Annotated in this window: 21 protein-coding genes, 3 tRNA genes and 4 pseudogenes; 7 read left to right on the top strand and 21 right to left on the bottom strand. The window is 53.0% G+C overall.

Going from position 1 to position 17,286, the window contains the following annotated elements:
• Positions 1 to 2 precede the first annotated feature (2 nt).
• From ACWKXX_RS08570 to ACWKXX_RS08525, 10 genes and pseudogenes are all read right to left on the bottom strand, one after another.
• Positions 3 to 470 (bottom strand): hypothetical protein, encoded by a 468-nt coding sequence (locus ACWKXX_RS08570; RefSeq protein WP_032654052.1) that lies wholly within the window; start codon positions 468 to 470, stop codon positions 3 to 5.
• Positions 471 to 472: 2 nt separating this feature from the next.
• Complete coding sequence (locus ACWKXX_RS08565; RefSeq protein WP_032654055.1) at positions 473 to 922, bottom strand: GNAT family N-acetyltransferase; 450 nt, start codon at positions 920 to 922, stop codon at positions 473 to 475.
• A gap of 1 nt (position 923) precedes the next feature.
• Positions 924 to 2,912 (bottom strand): hypothetical protein, encoded by a 1,989-nt coding sequence (locus ACWKXX_RS08560; RefSeq protein ID WP_032654058.1) that lies wholly within the window; start codon positions 2,910 to 2,912, stop codon positions 924 to 926.
• Between the two features lie 134 nt (positions 2,913 to 3,046).
• Positions 3,047 to 3,178 (bottom strand): annotated as a pseudogene (locus ACWKXX_RS08555) (DUF1367 family protein); the annotation flags it as partial.
• Between the two features lie 68 nt (positions 3,179 to 3,246).
• Positions 3,247 to 3,438, bottom strand: coding sequence for a hypothetical protein (locus ACWKXX_RS08550; protein ID WP_261666167.1), 192 nt, complete (start codon positions 3,436 to 3,438; stop codon positions 3,247 to 3,249).
• Positions 3,439 to 3,614: 176 nt separating this feature from the next.
• Entirely contained in the window at positions 3,615 to 3,953 is a 339-nt protein-coding gene (locus tag ACWKXX_RS08545; protein WP_032654082.1) for a hypothetical protein, read from the bottom strand.
• Positions 3,953 to 4,222 (bottom strand): annotated as a pseudogene (locus ACWKXX_RS08540) (DNA cytosine methyltransferase); the annotation flags it as partial. The gene ACWKXX_RS08545 and the pseudogene ACWKXX_RS08540, both read right to left, overlap by 1 nt.
• Positions 4,223 to 4,332: 110 nt before the next feature.
• Positions 4,333 to 4,569 (bottom strand): hypothetical protein, encoded by a 237-nt coding sequence (locus ACWKXX_RS08535; RefSeq protein ID WP_032654084.1) that lies wholly within the window; start codon positions 4,567 to 4,569, stop codon positions 4,333 to 4,335.
• Positions 4,570 to 4,572: 3 nt separating this feature from the next.
• Positions 4,573 to 5,250, bottom strand: a complete 678-nt coding sequence (locus tag ACWKXX_RS08530) for a hypothetical protein (protein ID WP_032654088.1) — start codon at positions 5,248 to 5,250, stop codon at positions 4,573 to 4,575.
• Between the two features lie 41 nt (positions 5,251 to 5,291).
• A pseudogene (locus tag ACWKXX_RS08525) lies at positions 5,292 to 5,858 on the bottom strand (DnaB-like helicase C-terminal domain-containing protein); the annotation flags it as partial.
• Between ACWKXX_RS08525 and ACWKXX_RS08520 the strand changes: the two are divergent.
• The 5 genes and pseudogenes from ACWKXX_RS08520 to ACWKXX_RS08500 all read left to right on the top strand — a co-directional run.
• A pseudogene (locus ACWKXX_RS08520) lies at positions 5,859 to 6,353 on the top strand (hypothetical protein); the annotation flags it as partial.
• A complete protein-coding gene (locus tag ACWKXX_RS08515) occupies positions 6,350 to 6,910 on the top strand; it encodes a siphovirus Gp157 family protein (RefSeq protein WP_032654105.1) in 561 nt (186 codons plus the stop codon). The pseudogene ACWKXX_RS08520 and the gene ACWKXX_RS08515, both read left to right, overlap by 4 nt.
• 2 nt (positions 6,911 to 6,912) lie before the next feature.
• Positions 6,913 to 7,095 carry a hypothetical protein gene (locus ACWKXX_RS08510; RefSeq protein ID WP_017384474.1) on the top strand — a complete coding sequence of 61 codons (183 nt, stop codon included), beginning with the start codon at positions 6,913 to 6,915 and terminating at the stop codon, positions 7,093 to 7,095.
• Positions 7,096 to 7,305: 210 nt separating this feature from the next.
• Positions 7,306 to 7,554: a DUF4224 domain-containing protein gene (locus ACWKXX_RS08505; RefSeq protein ID WP_017384475.1), complete on the top strand. Its 249-nt coding sequence runs from the start codon at positions 7,306 to 7,308 to the stop codon at positions 7,552 to 7,554.
• Positions 7,538 to 8,554 (top strand): phage integrase central domain-containing protein, encoded by a 1,017-nt coding sequence (locus ACWKXX_RS08500; protein ID WP_284329790.1) that lies wholly within the window; start codon positions 7,538 to 7,540, stop codon positions 8,552 to 8,554. The genes ACWKXX_RS08505 and ACWKXX_RS08500 overlap by 17 nt, the downstream gene beginning before the upstream one ends.
• Before the next feature lie 129 nt (positions 8,555 to 8,683).
• Here the strand turns inward: ACWKXX_RS08500 and ACWKXX_RS08495 are convergent.
• The 6 genes from ACWKXX_RS08495 to uvrY form a co-directional block, all read right to left on the bottom strand.
• Positions 8,684 to 8,770: transfer RNA gene (locus ACWKXX_RS08495), tRNA-Leu, on the bottom strand.
• A gap of 11 nt (positions 8,771 to 8,781) precedes the next feature.
• A tRNA-Cys gene (locus ACWKXX_RS08490) sits at positions 8,782 to 8,855 on the bottom strand.
• A gap of 51 nt (positions 8,856 to 8,906) precedes the next feature.
• Positions 8,907 to 8,982: transfer RNA gene (locus ACWKXX_RS08485), tRNA-Gly, on the bottom strand.
• Positions 8,983 to 9,145: 163 nt separating this feature from the next.
• The gene (gene pgsA, locus ACWKXX_RS08480; protein ID WP_003859652.1) at positions 9,146 to 9,694 is read right to left on the bottom strand and encodes a CDP-diacylglycerol--glycerol-3-phosphate 3-phosphatidyltransferase; all 549 of its coding nucleotides are present in this window, start codon (positions 9,692 to 9,694) and stop codon (positions 9,146 to 9,148) included.
• A gap of 56 nt (positions 9,695 to 9,750) precedes the next feature.
• The gene (gene uvrC / locus ACWKXX_RS08475) at positions 9,751 to 11,583 is read right to left on the bottom strand and encodes an excinuclease ABC subunit UvrC (protein WP_017384477.1); all 1,833 of its coding nucleotides are present in this window, start codon (positions 11,581 to 11,583) and stop codon (positions 9,751 to 9,753) included.
• Entirely contained in the window at positions 11,580 to 12,236 is a 657-nt protein-coding gene (uvrY, locus tag ACWKXX_RS08470; RefSeq protein ID WP_017384478.1) for a UvrY/SirA/GacA family response regulator transcription factor, read from the bottom strand. Before uvrY ends, uvrC begins: the two co-directional genes overlap by 4 nt.
• Positions 12,237 to 12,633: 397 nt before the next feature.
• Between uvrY and ACWKXX_RS08465 the strand changes: the two genes are divergently transcribed.
• Positions 12,634 to 12,714: a hypothetical protein gene (locus ACWKXX_RS08465; protein WP_418235935.1), complete on the top strand. Its 81-nt coding sequence runs from the start codon at positions 12,634 to 12,636 to the stop codon at positions 12,712 to 12,714.
• Positions 12,701 to 12,925: a DUF2594 family protein gene (locus ACWKXX_RS08460; RefSeq protein WP_003859644.1), complete on the top strand. Its 225-nt coding sequence runs from the start codon at positions 12,701 to 12,703 to the stop codon at positions 12,923 to 12,925. The genes ACWKXX_RS08465 and ACWKXX_RS08460 overlap by 14 nt, the downstream gene beginning before the upstream one ends.
• A gap of 64 nt (positions 12,926 to 12,989) precedes the next feature.
• Here the strand turns inward: ACWKXX_RS08460 and sdiA are convergent, their stop codons facing one another.
• The 5 genes from sdiA to tcyJ form a co-directional block, all read right to left on the bottom strand.
• The gene (sdiA, locus tag ACWKXX_RS08455) at positions 12,990 to 13,712 is read right to left on the bottom strand and encodes a transcriptional regulator SdiA (protein ID WP_017384479.1); all 723 of its coding nucleotides are present in this window, start codon (positions 13,710 to 13,712) and stop codon (positions 12,990 to 12,992) included.
• A gap of 223 nt (positions 13,713 to 13,935) precedes the next feature.
• Positions 13,936 to 14,688 carry an L-cystine ABC transporter ATP-binding protein TcyN gene (tcyN, locus tag ACWKXX_RS08450; protein WP_003859634.1) on the bottom strand — a complete coding sequence of 251 codons (753 nt, stop codon included), beginning with the start codon at positions 14,686 to 14,688 and terminating at the stop codon, positions 13,936 to 13,938.
• Positions 14,685 to 15,353 carry a cystine ABC transporter permease gene (gene tcyL, locus ACWKXX_RS08445; RefSeq protein WP_003859632.1) on the bottom strand — a complete coding sequence of 223 codons (669 nt, stop codon included), beginning with the start codon at positions 15,351 to 15,353 and terminating at the stop codon, positions 14,685 to 14,687. Before tcyL ends, tcyN begins: the two co-directional genes overlap by 4 nt.
• Before the next feature lie 21 nt (positions 15,354 to 15,374).
• Positions 15,375 to 16,361 (bottom strand): D-cysteine desulfhydrase, encoded by a 987-nt coding sequence (gene dcyD / locus ACWKXX_RS08440; RefSeq protein ID WP_017384480.1) that lies wholly within the window; start codon positions 16,359 to 16,361, stop codon positions 15,375 to 15,377.
• Positions 16,362 to 16,464: 103 nt separating this feature from the next.
• Positions 16,465 to 17,265 (bottom strand): cystine ABC transporter substrate-binding protein, encoded by an 801-nt coding sequence (tcyJ, locus tag ACWKXX_RS08435; protein ID WP_003859627.1) that lies wholly within the window; start codon positions 17,263 to 17,265, stop codon positions 16,465 to 16,467.
• Between the last annotated feature and the right edge of the window lie 21 nt (positions 17,266 to 17,286).

The following is a 17,286-nucleotide window of genomic DNA, read 5'->3' as shown; positions in this document are numbered from 1 at the left end:
GCTTATTTACTCCCTGCTTTTTTCCAGCCGTTATACGCTGTACCGCCAGCGCTCAGCAGCGAGCTGCCCGCACTGATATAGCCAGATGTTGAAGCATTACGGCCGCTGATGCGGTCAGCAGACGCCTGCGCGTTGAGCCGGGCGCTCTGGTTCGCGCCGTCTAGAATGGTCTGGTACGCATCCTGTTCCGCATCACCCACAATATCGGACTGAATACGCAGTGCTGTACCCTCCCCTGTGTCAACACCTGATGCTGCCAGAGCTGCATTTGCCTGGGCTGCTTGTGCCCTGCCCGCCTTACGAATACGATCAGCTTCTACGCGTGCAGCAGCCTGCGCGGCTTCTGCATCTGCTTCCGCCTGCGCCGCCTGATAGTTGGACATTTTCTTTTGCTGTTGCCCGCTATAGACCGCGCCACCAGCTGCAAGAACAGACGCACCAATTGCAGCCACCTCTAACCCGGTACACATCGTTACACCTCTTTGGAATAAAGCAGACCGGTACGGGACAGGCCGAGACGTGAATACAAATCACCAGTGCGCTCTTCATGTACGCCCGTGGTGATACCCATATTTATGATGGCGGCGCCGTGGTCTTCCGCCCAGGTGATAAAGGCTTTAGCGAGACGCGGGCCAGCCGTGCCGCCGCGATGTTCAGGCGCGATAAACAACCCATACTCAAAGGCCATGAGCTGGCGGCTGAACCACTGCTCAGCAATCCCGCCGGCCAGCCAGCCGATTACAGCACCGTCTTTTTCTGCCACAAGCAAACAGCCGGCAGGAGATGAAATAAGGTTACGGGCAAGTTCTGCGCACTTTTCTTCATCAAAAGGTGAATTCTGCGAATAGCGGGACTCGATATACATCCGCGCGCCCAGCTCGATCAGCGCCGGGATATCCCCGGATTTTGCGTTACGTACCATGTCAGCCCCCGTTACTGGTGAACGTGAAAATAATCGCAAGAAGATGGAATGGCAGCGGCTGGCGCTGCTGAATAAGCAGGGTGTCTTCCCCCCGCTCCCAGCCGAGTTTTCCCCAGTAGTGATCGCCGGTGAAAAGCGGTGCGGGCTGGTTGAGGATTTTTGGTCCGAACCGGCGGAATGGGATGACCTGGCCGTTGCACTCCGCACCAGTTGTTTCGAGAAAACGCATCGTCACTTCGCTGGTGCGCTTCTTCGCGTTCTGTGTCGTACCCTCTGTGGTCTGGACTTCTGGCGAAAGCGTTTCGATCGTACTTTCGAAGTGCAGACCAATTTCCACGCTTTTCGCCGGGCGGGACAGGGTAATTTGACCAGAGGAAACAGTGTACTGCGGCATAACGGCGCCATCGGCCACCACATCAACCGTCTGCCCCTCAAGATGAGCAAGACCGGACCACGTGGCAGAACCGGCGCTACTGGTGCCCGTCACGGCTGCATCGGTATAAAGCTTACTGTCGAAAACCTCGACATAACGAACTGTCTGGCCGTTAATCTCACGACGTACGATGGCGTAGACCACATCGTCGGTATCGGACGGGATGGTAGCCACCGACTCAAACGCGCCGGAAGTCACCTGACGGGACCATGCAATAACGTCCTGAGCGCGATCGATAGCCATGGTGACCGCAACCCCATCCGCTCTGACCATCCAGATAAATGCATCTGGTTGCTGCTGATAGGCCATGTCCAGCACGCCACCGGCGGTGATGTGCTCAGCCAGCACCGTCATATCGTTGGCGGAATAGGAAACAAAGCTGTCTGGGTCATACGCCACTGCGTAGAGCTTGCGGCCAGCGCGCTGCACGAACATGATTTCGGTACCAACGCGCACCGGGCGGATCCCGTTGCAGCCGTACGGGCTTGGGTTTTTCACCGAAATATTGGTCGGAGTAATGGCCGCATCGTTGCCTGAGGTGATCGTAAACTCGCCGCCGTAGGTCAGCGCAATCAGGGTATTCATTTGCGCCAGATGCACAATCGGGTTGAGCTGGTCAGAAGACAACGTGAAGCTGATCGCGTCATCATCTTCGGTGCCAATCTCAAAGGACAGATAAACGCCCGTTTCACTCCACCAGATTGTTTGCGGATACTTCGGGGAACCGGCAAGAACAAGCCGCTGCTGGTAAAGCGTAACCGCACCGGGATAGCCAAAATCGTCAGTCCAGACAGTATCCTCACGTGTCCACGAACCGGGTGACGCTGCCTGTGTTGCGCTTAAATCGCTGCGAATGGTACCGACAGCAACCTGCGCACTGGTAATGCTTTTTATCAGCACCAGCCCTTCGTTAATCCGGACGTAAGAACCGACATCCTGAGCAACCCACCCAGCCCCGGTAAACGGTGGTGTTTCGTTATCGCCTGGATCCGCATCGCTCAGGGTCAGCGTAATTTCAGAGCCCACGAACTCTTTGACGGATGGCTTGCACCATTTCTGCGGTGTATCGCGTACCTCGTCGAAAGGCTCAACGATGAACGGTGCAGGCTCAAGTACCCAGTCGGTCTGGCCGCGTCGCTGGAGACGGTGAGGCTTCACAGACTGATGAACCAGAAACATGGTGTCAGCGCCCTGGACATAATTCACGGCGGGCAGCATGTCAGAAGTATAGGGGCTAGCGATTTCATACGGCGTGTTGTCTTCGTTGACCAGCTGCTTGCCGTTCTGAAAAATGCGCATGTAGCCGTCACCGAACTCCAGCATGTAAGCCTGAGAACGGTTGAATACGTAGGGAATGAGACGGGATTTTTTATCGCCGTATTTGGTCGCTGCCCCAAAGCGAGTGCCAGGTCTGCGGACAACGCCGCCCTGCACGACCACTACAGCGTTTTCGATAATCTTCGCACCGTTGGCGTAGCGGGCGATATCGACACGCCCCATCAGGCGCGGGGACACCTCTCCCGCGGTGAAATTGGTTTTTATGAGGTTCGCGCGCATGTCAGAACCTCGACTCATAGGTAGGGTAACCGCCAAGCTCTTCCGGCGGTTCTTCCTGACCGTCGACAGCTTTGGCCTGTTTAAGCAAAAACGCCGCCTCTTGCGTCAGGCTGTCACGCAGGCTGGCGGACCCGGTTACGTGCTTGTTTAAAGTCGGCGTAAAGCACAGCGCCCATGCGGCATTTTTTTTCGATAAATTCGCGCGCTTCCGGCGTTGCCGGGATTAATACTCCGCCAGCTGATTTTACAAAAGAATACTGCGCCATTGGTTTCCCCTTTAGCGCAGCAATTGCTCAGAAATACAGGTTATCGGGTGTTCAGCCCGATAGCTTAATTATACCTTAATTTTGTCCTTTTCAACAATGGTAAAACCGGACAATTCAGCCAATTCAAACAAAGACTTAAGTGTAGCAAGATGCTCGTCGTCATGAGCCAATCTTATGGAAGAAACCTTGCCACTTCTGAGGGTCACGAGTACGCGTCCGTTATCGGGAAGATGATCCCCAACCTCCGTTTTCTCAATCACGCCTCCCCCTCTCAAACAACTGTATAAAATTACAGTATATATACTCCCATGTGGCAGGAAGTGCAAATCTTTAAGAGCACAAAACGTTAAAGCGGTGAAAAATTGAATTCCGTATAGCTATGTTTTAAAAAGAAAAAACCGCCGTTCCCGGCGGTAGCGTACATTGCTTTGCTGACTCATATTGTCAGTATGAACTTTTTCCAGCCACCTGTAACCCAGCACTGCGAATCACCTGACATGATGCAGCTTTTTACCGGAAGCGCGTCGCCGCATTTAGTGCATTTGCTTACGCTTATACGCTTAATGCGGTTGCGTATCCGTGCATCATCCTGACGGATCAGCAGCGCGACGTATTCGGCCATATCATACGGCGCACGACCAGGGCGCCGGGCGGCGCAGTTGCGCTCAAGCATTTCAATCTCCTGGGTATCGAGCTGAAGCTCCAGTTTGCGGTTACCGGCTCTGGCCTGACGTGCCCGCTGTGCTTTTTTGCGCTCAGTTGCGGATTTAGCCACTACGCAGCCTCATTCTGATGACATAATTCAGGCAAATTGGCCCTCACCAGCGCTTCAGCGAATGGCGGAGGAACTGCGTTTCCACAACGTGCCACCTGCTTATCCTTCGCGTACTTCACGCCCCGGAAATCCTGGTCGATGATGTACCACTCCGGGAAGCCCTGCGCCCGGTATAGCTCATGCGGTTGCAGCATGCGCATGCCAATATCGACTATGCGATAAACCACCCCATCCAGCGTCACCAGGCCTGTGCTGTCCGGGCCACAATATACCATCCCTACCTCAACAGGCCACACAGTGTCTGGAACGATCGGGAGTAAAAGGTTCTCTAATTCAATGAGCCTTCGATATGCACTTTCCAGCAAAACTTCTCTCATTTTTAACCTTCTCTCTGCGCGCGCCAGTAATTTAAGCGCTCTCTAAAAAACTCTCGTTGACTCTCCGGCGTTGCCTCAATCTGCTGAACGACCGCGTAACGTGTGGTTTTCTTCTCATAGAGCTGGCGAATAAGCGCAGCAGCGCGCATGTCGTAATGCTCTTTGAGTTGAAATTCCTGCGGCCATTTGGCGCGATTGAGCGGTAAACCGGGCGGGAGATAATCCGATTGCCCGGCCATGCCTTAAGCCCTCACGTTCTTTTCGGAATGAGCATAAAAACGTGGATCAACGTTTTTCAGAGTGAAGTGAGTCACCGGCATATCATCATGACGTTCAATACCGACGTATTTGGACTGAACCATGCCCCAGATACGTTTGTGCAACTGGTCAATGGTGATTTTGATGTCCGGGTGATATTTTTTAATCGCAGTGAGAATGCCCTGATAAGACAGCGTTTTGCCCTTCATTAGCGCCACCAGCTTTTGTGCTGATAACTCTCCGGAGGCCTTTTCGGGTGCCGATTTTGCTTTGCGTACAATCGGGGTGATCGACTCCAACAGGAGGCGGCAACGGCCCGGTGCGCCGACTCGCTGCCCGGTAAGTTTGTCGTAATTCTCCTTGCTCCCGGCAATCCAGACGGTGGCAGTTTCGCGGATTTTTACCGTTTTCTCGCCTTTAGCAGTGATAACCGTCGCGGTGTGGGTTTTGAGCCAGCGCCCTGATGTGTTAACGGCTTGCACAGGTGCTTTTTTTGTTTTCGCTACGCGATAAACAGGGTTTACCTGGATCGGGCGTGGTGCGGGAACGTAACAGGCTCGGTTTCGGGCGCGCGCGCCAGCATTCATACGCCAGATGATTACTGGTCCCCAGTCACAACCATCATCTGCACTGGTAGTTTTTGCATACAATAAATCGGTCATTGGTCTTTCCTCGCTGGTTAATTAGCGCTGGTCAGGCGCGGTTAAAACGGTTCGGTGTTGTATTTGTCGGAATACCGACGCTGTTGTTTTTTGGGTTTAGCTGCCTCCAGTTGGATACGGGTTTTCTCCTTCCCGACATGCTGATCGATTGGTAAAAAATGGCCGTTCTTGAATTCCTGGTAAATCACGGTGCCGGCTGCTGCAAAACGGCACTTACCGAGAATGACCTCAGCAATACCTGCGGCAGGGCTTTCAGGGTTATAAACCTCGTCGCGATACAGAAACAGGATGCTGTCGGCGTCCTGCTCAATAGAGCCGGAATCACGCAGGTCTGACATCACTGGGCGGCGCAGTGCTGCCGGGCGCGCATCAACTGCGCGGGATAGCTGGCTCAGCGCGAAAGTGGGCGTATGCAGGCGCATAGCCATCGTTTTGAGGTTTCGCGAAATATGCGCGACAGCGAGATCGTTACGCTCTGCTTTCGGTTTTTTTATCAGGCCGAGGTAGTCAACCATAATCATCGCTAAATGCGGGTGGCGGCGTTTGTGCGTTTCCGCAATGGCGCGAATTTGTTCGACGGTCAGATCGGTAGCGTCAACAATCCAGATAACGGCGTGCGCGGTGAAGAGATTTCATTCGGCTGTACCCCTTATCTTTACGGGAGTAAATACGGCCCTACCTGCGACGGCGAAGCGACTAAAAAATCACTTACCGATGCGACTAAAAAGGCGCTCTCTTCGCTCGGATTCAGCGCCGATATATTTATGGGTCTCTATGACAACCCTGAGTACCGGCAGAAAAACAAAGAAGAATTCGCACTTAAAAATGCCAGCGATAACGCAGAGGATGCTGCACGCCTGCGCCAGGAACTGGACGACAAGCTCACACGGGTGGCAAACACGCTGGCAACCGGTGTATCTGCCAACGAAGTTACAAAAGTTTTTGCATCTATCGCCCGTGAAGTAGAAGTGCACCGTAAAGACGCTGAGGTTAAAGGTGACAGCCAGCATGCTAACTACCTGAGTAAACGCCTGCGCCGCCTGACCACTATCAAAGACGAACGTCTGAAAGAACTGAATAAAGCCCAGGAGAAAACAGCATGAGCAAGGTAACTGCAATCGCATTAGCAAATGATTACTCCAGCCTGTTAAACCTGCTGGAAACCTCTGACGAACTGACGCCGGAGATGATCGCCGACACCCTGGAAGGGATTGAAGGCGAACTGGCTGACCGTCTTGATGCCGTTATGGTGGTGGCGCGCAACAACCTGGGCAATGCTAAAACCTGCGACGAAGAGATGAAGCGTCTGGCTGAGCGCAAAAAGTCCTTTGAAAATAAAGACAAGCAACTTCGCAAATACATCCTGTCATGTCTGTTAGGTGCTGGCCTCGATAAACTGAAAACGCCCAGGAACACCTTTACAGCTCGTCAGGGTTCGGTAAGCGTTGTGATCGATAATCTTGACGCATTGCCTGACGAAGTGGTCGACGTTCAGACGGTAATCGCCCCTGACAAAAAGGCTATCAAAGAACGGATAGAGGCAGCCGAAGCGGCGGCAGAACAGATCAAAGCCGATGGCGGTGAGGTTCCAGAGGAATTGCTTAATCCGGTACCGGGTGCGCATCTGGAAATCGGCGAACGCTCCCTACAGGTGCGCTAATTATGCTGAAACTGACTCTAAAAAGGGGTGATGCGGTACACGTGGTGTTTCCGGATGGAACAAACGGGATCATCGAAGCGCGTAGCCGCAGTGAGCTGGGGTTACATCTTCCGGAGAACGTCAAGGTTACACGAGAGAAAGGCGCGTTCCTGAAAGATAACCTGATTAAGCGTAATCAGAATTAATCCCTCTCTGCCGATAGCATTGTGGCCTCAACAACTCAATGGAGGCCGCAATGCTGCACTGGCAACCCGGGACAATTTTGCTCTCAGACTTTGATACCAAGATCGGAAAATTATCAGCGAGTGTACGAAAGAAGACTCTGACCAGGTCAGACATAGAACGCGCATGTAGTGACGCTGACGATGCGATATACCGCATGCTGAGGAAAGACCATGAGACACGATCACGACATCATCACCAGAGAAGAGATGATAGAACTGACGGGGACGCCACTTAAATCAAAACAGTGTGATGCCCTGCGTCGAGCCGGGATATTCTTTATGGAAAGAGCTGACGGCCACCCTAAAACAACATGGGGGCATTTCATGAACCCCATAAAATACCGCAACCAGGAAACCTCCCCGGTGCGCGAGGATGAAGAACCAAATTTCGGAGCCGTATTTGATGGCCGGAAAGCGTAAAAACCCCGCCGATAACTGGATGCCACCGCGAGTATATCGCGGCAAAGCTGCCTATGAGTTTCGGACCAAAGATAATAAAGCCGTACGCCTGTGTTCCCTTGAAGAAACACAGGCAGCTGTCTGGTTGGCATACGAAAAAGCAGTGGGCGAAGAAGTTAGGAAAAATACCTTCCAAAACCTTGCCGATATGTTTATGGCCTCCCCTGACTTTATGGATTTGTCACCGGAGACCAGGAAGGATTACACGAAATATTCGTGTAAGGTATTACCGGTTTTTGGCAAAACAGACCCAAAAAAAATAAAACCCGAGCACATTCGGCGTTATATGGATCAGCGTGGTATTTCCAGCCGAACGCAGGCAAACAGGGAAAAGAGTTTCCTTTCGCGGGTATTTCGTTGGGGTTATGAACGTGGGCATGTAGAAAGAAATCCATGCCAGGGGGTAAAGCAATTTAAGGAAGTATCACGTGAGCGCTACGTAACGGATGAAGAATACAATGCTGTATATGAGGTTGGGGCTGATGTGGTCCGTGCAGAAATGGAGATCGCTTATTTATGCGTTGCCAGGCAAAGCGATGTCCTGTCTTTAAGTGAAGAGCAGATCAGCGATATGGGGATATTTATCTGCCAGGGTAAAACTGGCGTGAAGCAGATCAAAGCGTGGACACCTCGTTTACGCGCAGCGGTTTCGCTGGCACGCGCGTTACCACTTAAACCAGGCATAAGAAGTTTGTTCCTAATCCATCAACCCAGTGGAAGCAAATATACCCGTGATGGTTTTAACTCCCGCTGGCGAGAGGCAAAACTCGCAGCCCAGGCAAAGTACCCTCACCTGTCGATTGATTTCACTTTCCACGATCTGAAAGCAAAAGGCATTTCAGACCTGGAAGGTAGCCTTGAAGAGAAACAGGCAATTTCCGGCCATAAGAACTCGCGACAAACGGCAATTTATGACAGGAAAGTAAAAGTGGTACCAGTAGTGGGCGGGCAGAAAAACTGATTGGGTATGCGTTCGCGGAAAAATCATCTTCGGACGCATCTTCGGAAAAGCAAATTTCAGGCAATAAAAAACCACCTTTCGGTGGTTTATACGACACTGCTTATCATTGATTTTATTCTATTTTCCCCATGGTAGCCGGAGTGGGACTTGAACCCACACAGCGCGAACGCCGAGGGATTTTAAATCCCTTGTGTCTACCGATTCCACCATCCGGCCAGGGAAGAAAGTGGAGGCGCGTTCCGGAGTCGAACCGGACTAGACGGATTTGCAATCCGCTACATAACCGCTTTGCTAACGCGCCTTAAATCTGTTGTCTTTCGACCTGCACCCGCAAGCTGCCGATGCATTAATCTGGAGCGGGAAACGAGACTCGAACTCGCGACCCCGACCTTGGCAAGGTCGTGCTCTACCAACTGAGCTATTCCCGCATGTCATCAAGTAACTATTTAACTACTTCCTAACCACTTGATTTCATTGTCGTCCGGCTAACTGTGCCGCCGTTCGATGCGTTGCATTCTACTGATATGACGTTTTGAGTCAACGTTATTTTTTGCATCTCAGGATCGTTTGCTGAAAATTAAGCCGAAACGATCACTGTTCAAGCAAATCACCGCGCGCAGCGTTCAAATATTGCAGCATTGACCACAGCGTCAGCACCGCCGCAACCCACAGCAGACCAATGCCGGCCCACTCTACCCAGGCATTCGGACGCCACAGCATCCATACCAGCGCCGCCATCTGTGCGGTGGTTTTAACTTTACCGATCCAGGACACCGCCACGCTGCTGCGTTTACCCAGCTCCGCCATCCACTCGCGCAGGGCAGAGATAATAATCTCACGGCCAATCATGGTCGCGGCAGGCAGCGTCACCCACCAGGTATGATAATGTTCCGCCACCAGCACCATCGCGATTGCCACCATCACCTTATCCGCAACCGGATCGAGGAACGCGCCAAAGCGGGTGCTCTGGTTCCAGCGACGCGCCAGATAACCGTCAAACCAGTCCGTCACGGCAGCGATCAGGAAAATAAGCGCACAGGCAAAAGGCGCCCAGACGACCGGCAGGTAAAATGCCAGGACGAAGAACGGAATGAGCACAACGCGAAAGAGAGTGAGCAACGTAGGGATATTAAATCGCATGATGACGGTAACTGTCTGTTGTCAGTAAAATTTAGCTCTATGTTGCTACAGAGCCCTCAATGTTTCAACGAGTAGTAGATCTTTTCTGCCAGCCCTTGCGAAATACCCGGCACTTTTGCAATTTCTTCCATACTGGCGTTGAGTAATCCTTGCAATCCGCCCATATACTTCAACAGCATCTGGCGACGTTTTGGCCCGACGCCCTCAATCGTCTCAAGGGTACTGGTATTTTTCACTTTCGCCCGTTTTTTACGGTGCCCACTGATGGCATGATCGTGCGACTCATCGCGGATATGCTGGATCACGTGCAGCGCAGGGGAATCCGGCGGCAGGCTAAAGCCCTCGCCTTCCGGCTCAAAGAACAGCGTTTCCAGGCCAGCCTTACGATCTGCCCCTTTCGCTACCCCTAGCAGCAGCGGATGGTTCTTATCCCACTCCACGTCGAGCGATTCAAATACCGCCTTCGCCTGCCCCAACTGCCCTTTCCCGCCGTCGATAAGGATAACGTCCGGGATTTTGCTCTCTTCAATCGCTTTACCATAGCGACGGCGCAGCACCTGGTTCATGGCGGCATAATCGTCACCGGGCGTAATGCCGGTGATGTTATAGCGACGATACTCTGCCCGCAGCGGACCGTTGGCATCAAAGACCACACACGACGCCACGGTCTGCTCCCCCATCGTATGGCTGATGTCGAAGCATTCCATGCGTTTCACTTCCGGCAGCTTAAGCAGCGTAGCAAGCGCGGTTAAACGCTGGCTGACGGTCGACTGCTGGGACAGTTTGGTGGTCAGCGCCGTGGCGGCATTGGTTCGCGCCAGCTTCAGATAACGCGCGCGATCGCCGCGCGGTTTCGTCTGAACATTCACCCGGCGGCCTGCCAGCTCTGAAAGCGACTCCGCCAGCAGGGTTTTATCATCGAGCGTGAAGTCGAGCAGGATCTCCGAGGGCAGCGTACGCATCTGGCTGCCCTGCAAATAAAACTGGCCGACGAAGGTCTCCACCACTTCACCCAGCTCAGTGCCGCCCGGCACTTTCGGGAAGTAGCTGCGGCTGCCGAGCACTTTGCCCTGACGAATAAAAAGCACATGAACGCAGGCCAGACCGGCGTCAAAGGCTACGCCGATAACATCGAGGTCGTCGCCCGTATTGGAAACAAACTGCTTCTCGGTCACCCTGCGCACCGCCTGAATCTGGTCGCGGATGCGTGCGGCCTCCTCAAATTCCAGCGCCGCGCTGGCTTTTTCCATACGGGCAATCAGTTGCGTCAGCACCTGATCGTCTTTCCCGGCTAAAAACAGGCGGACATATTCCACCTGCTGCGCGTACTCTTCTTCGCTCACCAGCCCTTCAACGCACGGCCCCAGGCAGCGGCCAATCTGATATTGCAGGCATGGCCGGGAGCGGTTGCGATAAACGCTATTTTCGCACTGGCGAACAGGAAAGATTTTTTGCAAAAGCGCCAGCGTTTCCCGCACGGCATAACCGTTCGGGAACGGGCCGAAATATTCACCTTTCGCATGCTTAGCGCCACGATGCATCGCCAGCCGCGGGTGCGTGTCGCCGCTCAGGAAGATAAACGGATAGGATTTGTCATCGCGCAGCAGAACGTTGTAGCGCGGCTGATACAACTTAATGTAGTTGTGCTCAAGGAGCAGCGCTTCCGTTTCCGTATGCGTTACGGTGACATCAATGTTATGTATAAGTGCGACCAGCGCTTCGGTTTTACGGGAGGCAAGGTTGCTGCGGAAATAGCTGGAAAGGCGTTTCTTCAGATCTTTCGCCTTACCGACATAGATAACCGTACCGCCAGCATCGTACATACGGTAGACGCCTGGCTGGCTGGTGACGGTTTTCAGAAATGCTTTTGAATCGAACGCTTCACTCACTGACTTATTAACGACTCCGCATTGCACAAACCATGGCGAATGGCCAGGTGAGTCAGTTCGACATCACCGTGAATGTTCAGTTTACTGAACATTCGATAGCGATAGCTGTTGACCGTTTTCGGGCTGAGATTCAGCTGCTCTGAGATCTCATTCACCTTCTGACCTTTAGTGATCATCAGCATAATCTGCAATTCGCGCTCAGACAAACTGGCAAACGGAGATTCCGTTTTTTCCGGTTCAATCTGACTCAGAGCCATCTGTTGAGCAATATCAGAAGCGATGTAGCGCTGCCCGGCGTGTACGGTGCGGATCGCATTGACAACTTCCTGCGGCGCGGCGCCTTTACTGAGATACCCGGCAGCACCCGCCTGCATAACCCTGGCAGGCAGCGGATTTTCGGTATGGACGGTCAGCATGATAACTTTGGTATCAACGAACATGCGCGCGATTTTGCGCGTGGCTTCAAGCCCGCCAATACCGGGCATGTTCATATCCATCAGCACCACGTCTGCGGAGTTAGCGCGACACCATTTGACGGCATCTTCGCCACAGCACGCCTCGCCGGCAACTTTAATACCCTTTATATCTTCAAGAATGCGTCGTATCCCTGCGCGCACCAGTTCGTGGTCATCAACAAGAAGGACGTTGATCAAAGGAAATGTCTCCAGAATAGGGATAACGCTACTGACTGCTAATTGGGTTTATATTAACGGTTTTCCATGCAAGATTAAAACGCTAAAAAATCGGCTATTCGATTCTGGTCTCGTTTTTGGAAATTAAGCTGTACAGTAAGTGGAAAGAAAACCCTTGCCCGCCGGGCTTTTACCGCTATTTTTTAGCATCGACATTCGAAAAGTTACTAAAACAGTTGTTAACTCAAACGAAAAAGAGCGCGCGATTTTTTGTAACAACAATTAACGAATGGCGAACCGGGGATAAACATTTAATTGTCGCTAACATATTGGACAGGGTACCTTCATAATCCGCGCCGCCCAATAATCACTGCGCGATAAGTATAAAAAACAACCACTGCATTTTTTGCCGTAGCTTGTGGTATACTCCGCCGCCTTAACTTTCATCGTCGCGCTCATGCGCTGTTTTATAATGAGGAAAATAAATGAGCACACCTGAATTTGCCACTGCCGAGAATAACCAGGAACTGGCACAGGAAGTAAACTGCCTGAAGTCGCTGCTGACGCTTATGCTACAGGCGATGGGCCAGGCTGATGCTGGTCGTGTGATCATTAAAATGGAAAAACAGATCGCGCAGATGGAAGACCAGGCGGAATCCGCTGTTTTTGCCAATACGGTTAAGCAAATTAAACAAGCCTACCGCCAGTAACAAAAACGGCTGGATGCAAAGCATTCAGCCGTTTTCTCGTCTGACACGCAGAACGTGATATCAGTCAGATAAGCCCCGTCGCCGCGGCATAACACGCTATCTGGATCTTATTCGGTGCGTTGAATTTCTTCTGCATATTCTTTTGATGGAAATTGACGGTATTTTCCGAGATGGAGAGAATGATGGCGATTTCTGCCGACGTCTTCCCTTCTGCGGTCCACTTCAGAATTTCCCGCTCACGCTTGCTGAATTTCATTTCAGGCGGCATCACCGTCTCATGTTCAAAGCGTAACAGTGTGGTGAGCGCCATCTGGACGAGCATTTGTAAACGCAGCTCAACTTCTTCACTGGATATCGAGTGTGCCTGTAAGCTGGTACATGACACGGAGAGGAAACCGAGCGCATGATTTGGCATCATCAGACACTGCGTTATTCCCTTGCGTAATCCGTGGTCCCGCGCGCCGTCCCATAATTGCTGGGCATCCGTGAATAATTCATCCGTCCAGGGCAAATGTCCCTGAATGAAATTCTCCGGCTTCAGCACCGGGTCAATGGCGAAATAATTCTCGGACTGATATTGCGCCATCCATTGTTGCGGATAACTGGAATGGACGGAGGTTCGCGGGCGGGTAAATGGCACAGGGTGTCGAACACAAAGCGCATAATAATCGAATTCAAGCGCCTGCGTTTGTCGCTGAAGTTCCTGATATACCTCTTCGGCACAGGTCATTTCCTGAAACCGGAGGAAGCATTCCCGTCGCCAGGTGAAAAAGTCTATATCCCTCATACTTACTGAATGAAGCCTCTGATAAAGATAATCATTATTATGGTGAATATAACCTAACACATAAAGCATGATTATTTATATAAAATATCGGCCACAGGCAGATTATCTTTAATTTGGCGATGGCTTATCCACATCAGTCGGAATAAAAAAGCAACAGAACGGAGTTTAAGGGAGGATAATTTGCTCCAGAAGCGGCATCTGGAGCAAATTGAACGCTAAAATGCTACTGCATTAAGAATTTTTCAAGGAACTGACGGGTTCGGGGCTGCTGCGGATTGGCAAACAGCGCTTTAGCCGGCCCCTGCTCAACTATTCTCCCCTGATCCATGAAAATAGCCCGATCGGCAACGTCGCGAGCGAAGCTCATTTCATGCGTCACAATCACCATCGTGCGTTTCTCCTGCGCCAGCTGTCGGATCGTGTTCAGTACTTCCCCGACCAGCTCAGGATCGAGCGCGGACGTGGGTTCGTCAAACAGGATCACATCCGGGCGCATCGCCAGCGCGCGCGCAATGGCGACACGCTGCTGCTGCCCGCCAGATAAGCGACGCGGATAGCTCGTCTCCTTCCCTGCCAGCCCAACCTTCGCCAGCAGCTCGCGGGCGCGGACCGTCGCGTCTTCCTTAGGTTCCCCCTTGACGATGACCGGCCCTTCAATAATGTTTTCCAGCACCGTGCGGTGCGGAAAGAGATTAAAGCTCTGGAACACGAAGCCGACATGCTGGCGCAGGCGGCGAATCAGCCCTTTTTGCTGGCTGATGGGTTTCCCGGTATCAATGGTGATATCACCCACGCGGATCGTCCCGCCTTCGGGCTGCTCCAGTAAATTGATGCTGCGCAGCAGCGTGGTTTTGCCTGACCCGCTCGGGCCGATAATTGCTACCACTTCGCCCTGCTCAACCTCAAGATCAATGCCATGCAGCACCGTTTGTCCATGGAATTTTTTCACCAGGTTTTTGACGTCAATTGCACTCATTTTGGATCACGCTCCTGGCGGTTAAGCTGGTTTTCAAAATAGTTTTGCAGAGCGGACAGTACCGTCGCCATCACCCAGTAAATCAGCGAGGCCGCCAGATACATGGTAAACACTTCCAGCGTGCGCGAGGTGATCAGCTGCGCCTGACGGAACAGCTCCGGCACCTGAATGGTCGCCGCAAGCGAGGTGTCTTTCACCAGGCTGATAAAGCTGTTGCTCAGCGGCGGCAGCGCCACGCGCGCCGCCTGGGGCAGGATCGCCCGGCGCAGCGTCTGCCACGGGGTCATCCCGATACTGGCCGCCGCTTCCCACTGTCCTTTATCGATGGAGGAGATCGCCGCACGCAGCGTTTCAGAGGTGTACGCCGCGGTATTCAGCGACAGGCCAATCATCGCCGCCGGGATCGGATCCAGCTCAATACCAAACTGTGGCAGCCCGTAGTAAATCATAAACAGCTGGGCGATAAGCGGCGTTCCGCGGAACACGGAGATGTAAAACCGCGCCAGCCACCGCACCGGCCAGATGTTCGACATGCGCATCAGTGCCAGCACAAACCCGAGCACCAGCCCGAAGAACATCCCGCCGATACTGAGCTGTAAAGTAAACACCGCGCCCTTAAGCAAGAACGGCAGCGAATCAATAACCAGTTGAATACTTTCTTGCATTATTATTTTTCTACCTGATTTTTAGACATGAGGATGATAGGCAAACAGCGCAGGCGCCCCGCCAGTATGAACAAACAAAATGGGTCCTTCATCCTTAAAGCGCTTGCGGGCGATGCCGTCGATCAGGCCCGCCATTGCCTTGCCGGTATAGACCGGGTCAAGCAGAATACCTTCGAGACGGGCCAGCAGCTTAACCGCCTCCATCCCTTCATCATTGGGGGTGCCATAGCCCGGCGCGAAATAGTCATCCCACAGCAGTATTTCCGCCTTCGCCTGAAGCGCAAGCTGTTCAGCCACCGCCTGTTGCAGGGTGACGACTTTCGGCTTCTGTTCCGCAACGCTTCTGGAAACCGTCACGCCAATCAGCTCGACCTCCGGCATCAGTTGCTCAAGCCCGACCGCTAAACCAGCATGGGTCCCCGCACTGCCGGACGCCACCACCACCGAGGATAAACTCACCGCGCCTTCGCACTGCTGAGCGATTTCCAGCGCGCTCTCAACATAGCCGAGGGCACCCAGCGCATTCGAGCCGCCAACCGGGATCACGTACGGACGAAAACCCTGCGCTTCCAGACGCGTCGCCAGCTCGTCGAGCTGTGCAGCCGGGTCGGTCAACGCGTCGACCATTTCAACCTGCACGTTGAACAGATCCAGCAGCAAACGGTTACCGTTAGTCAGGTAATTCTCTGCCTGCGTCCCGATCGGGTTCTCCAGCAGGGCTACGCAGTGGAGTCCCAGCTTCGCCGCCACTGCCGCCGTCTGGCGAACGTGGTTAGACTGAATTGCCCCGGCGGTGATCAGCGTGTCCGCCCCCTCACGCAGAGCATCGGCGGCGAGAAACTCCAGCTTGCGCAGCTTATTTCCGCCCATCGCCATGGGCGTCACATCGTCACGCTTAATGAATATATCGCGCCCCAGGTAGTCAGAAAATCGCGGCAGATACTCCAGCGGCGTGGGTGCGCCGATAAATTCCAGACGGGGAAAGCGCGTTAAATTCTGTAGTGACATGGTTCCTCCGGTCACGCAAACAATTGTTATTTCATTATGCACGCAGACGCGCGAGAAATAAAAAAGGCGCTTTTAAAAGCGCCTTTTTTTGTCAGTCAGAGACTTATTTCGTCACGTCTGCACCAAACCACTTCTCAGAAAGCGCCTTCAGGCTGCCGTCTTTCTGCATCTCAGCAATGGCGCCATCGATGGCTTTCAGCAGATCCTCGTTACCTTTACGCACCGCCACGCCGGACTCCTGACGGGAGAACGCATCACCCGCGACAGCCAGGGTATTGTTGGTTTTCTTCACCAGATCCAGCGCTGCCAGGCGGTCAACCAGAATGGCGTCAATACGGCCTACGCGTAGATCCTGGTATTTCGTCGGGTCATCATCGTAGGTACGGATGTCCACGCCCTGCACGTTCTGCCGCAGCCACTCTTCGTAGTTGGTGCCCAGACCGACGCCGACTTTCTTACCTTTCAGGTCCGCTGCGGACTTGATGCTGCCTTCGTTACCTTTCTTCACCAGCGCCTGAATACCGGACACGGTGTACGGCGTGGAGAAGTCATACTTCTTCTTACGCTCGTCAGAAATGGTTACCTGGTTAATCACCACGTCAATACGTTTGGAATCCAGTGACGCCAGCATCCCGTCCCATTTGGTGGGTTTCAGGGAGGCTTTAACGCCGAGGTGTTTTGCCAGCTCCTGCGCAAACTCCACTTCAAAACCGGTCAGTTTACCGTCGTCGCCCTGGAAGCTGAACGGAGGATAGGTTCCTTCCAGCCCAACCAGCAGCGTGCCGCGCTCTTTAACTTTGTTGAGCAGATTCTCTGCCGCGAACGTTTTCACGCTCATCCCCGCGACCAGCGCAACGGCCATCATCCCCATCAGCGCCTGACGACCCAGAAGTGCTAATTTCATAAGTACCCCGATACAGTGGAA

This window comes from Enterobacter sp. UPMP2061 (genome assembly GCF_053709615.1).
This window is presented reverse-complemented; position numbering and strand designations above follow the sequence as displayed.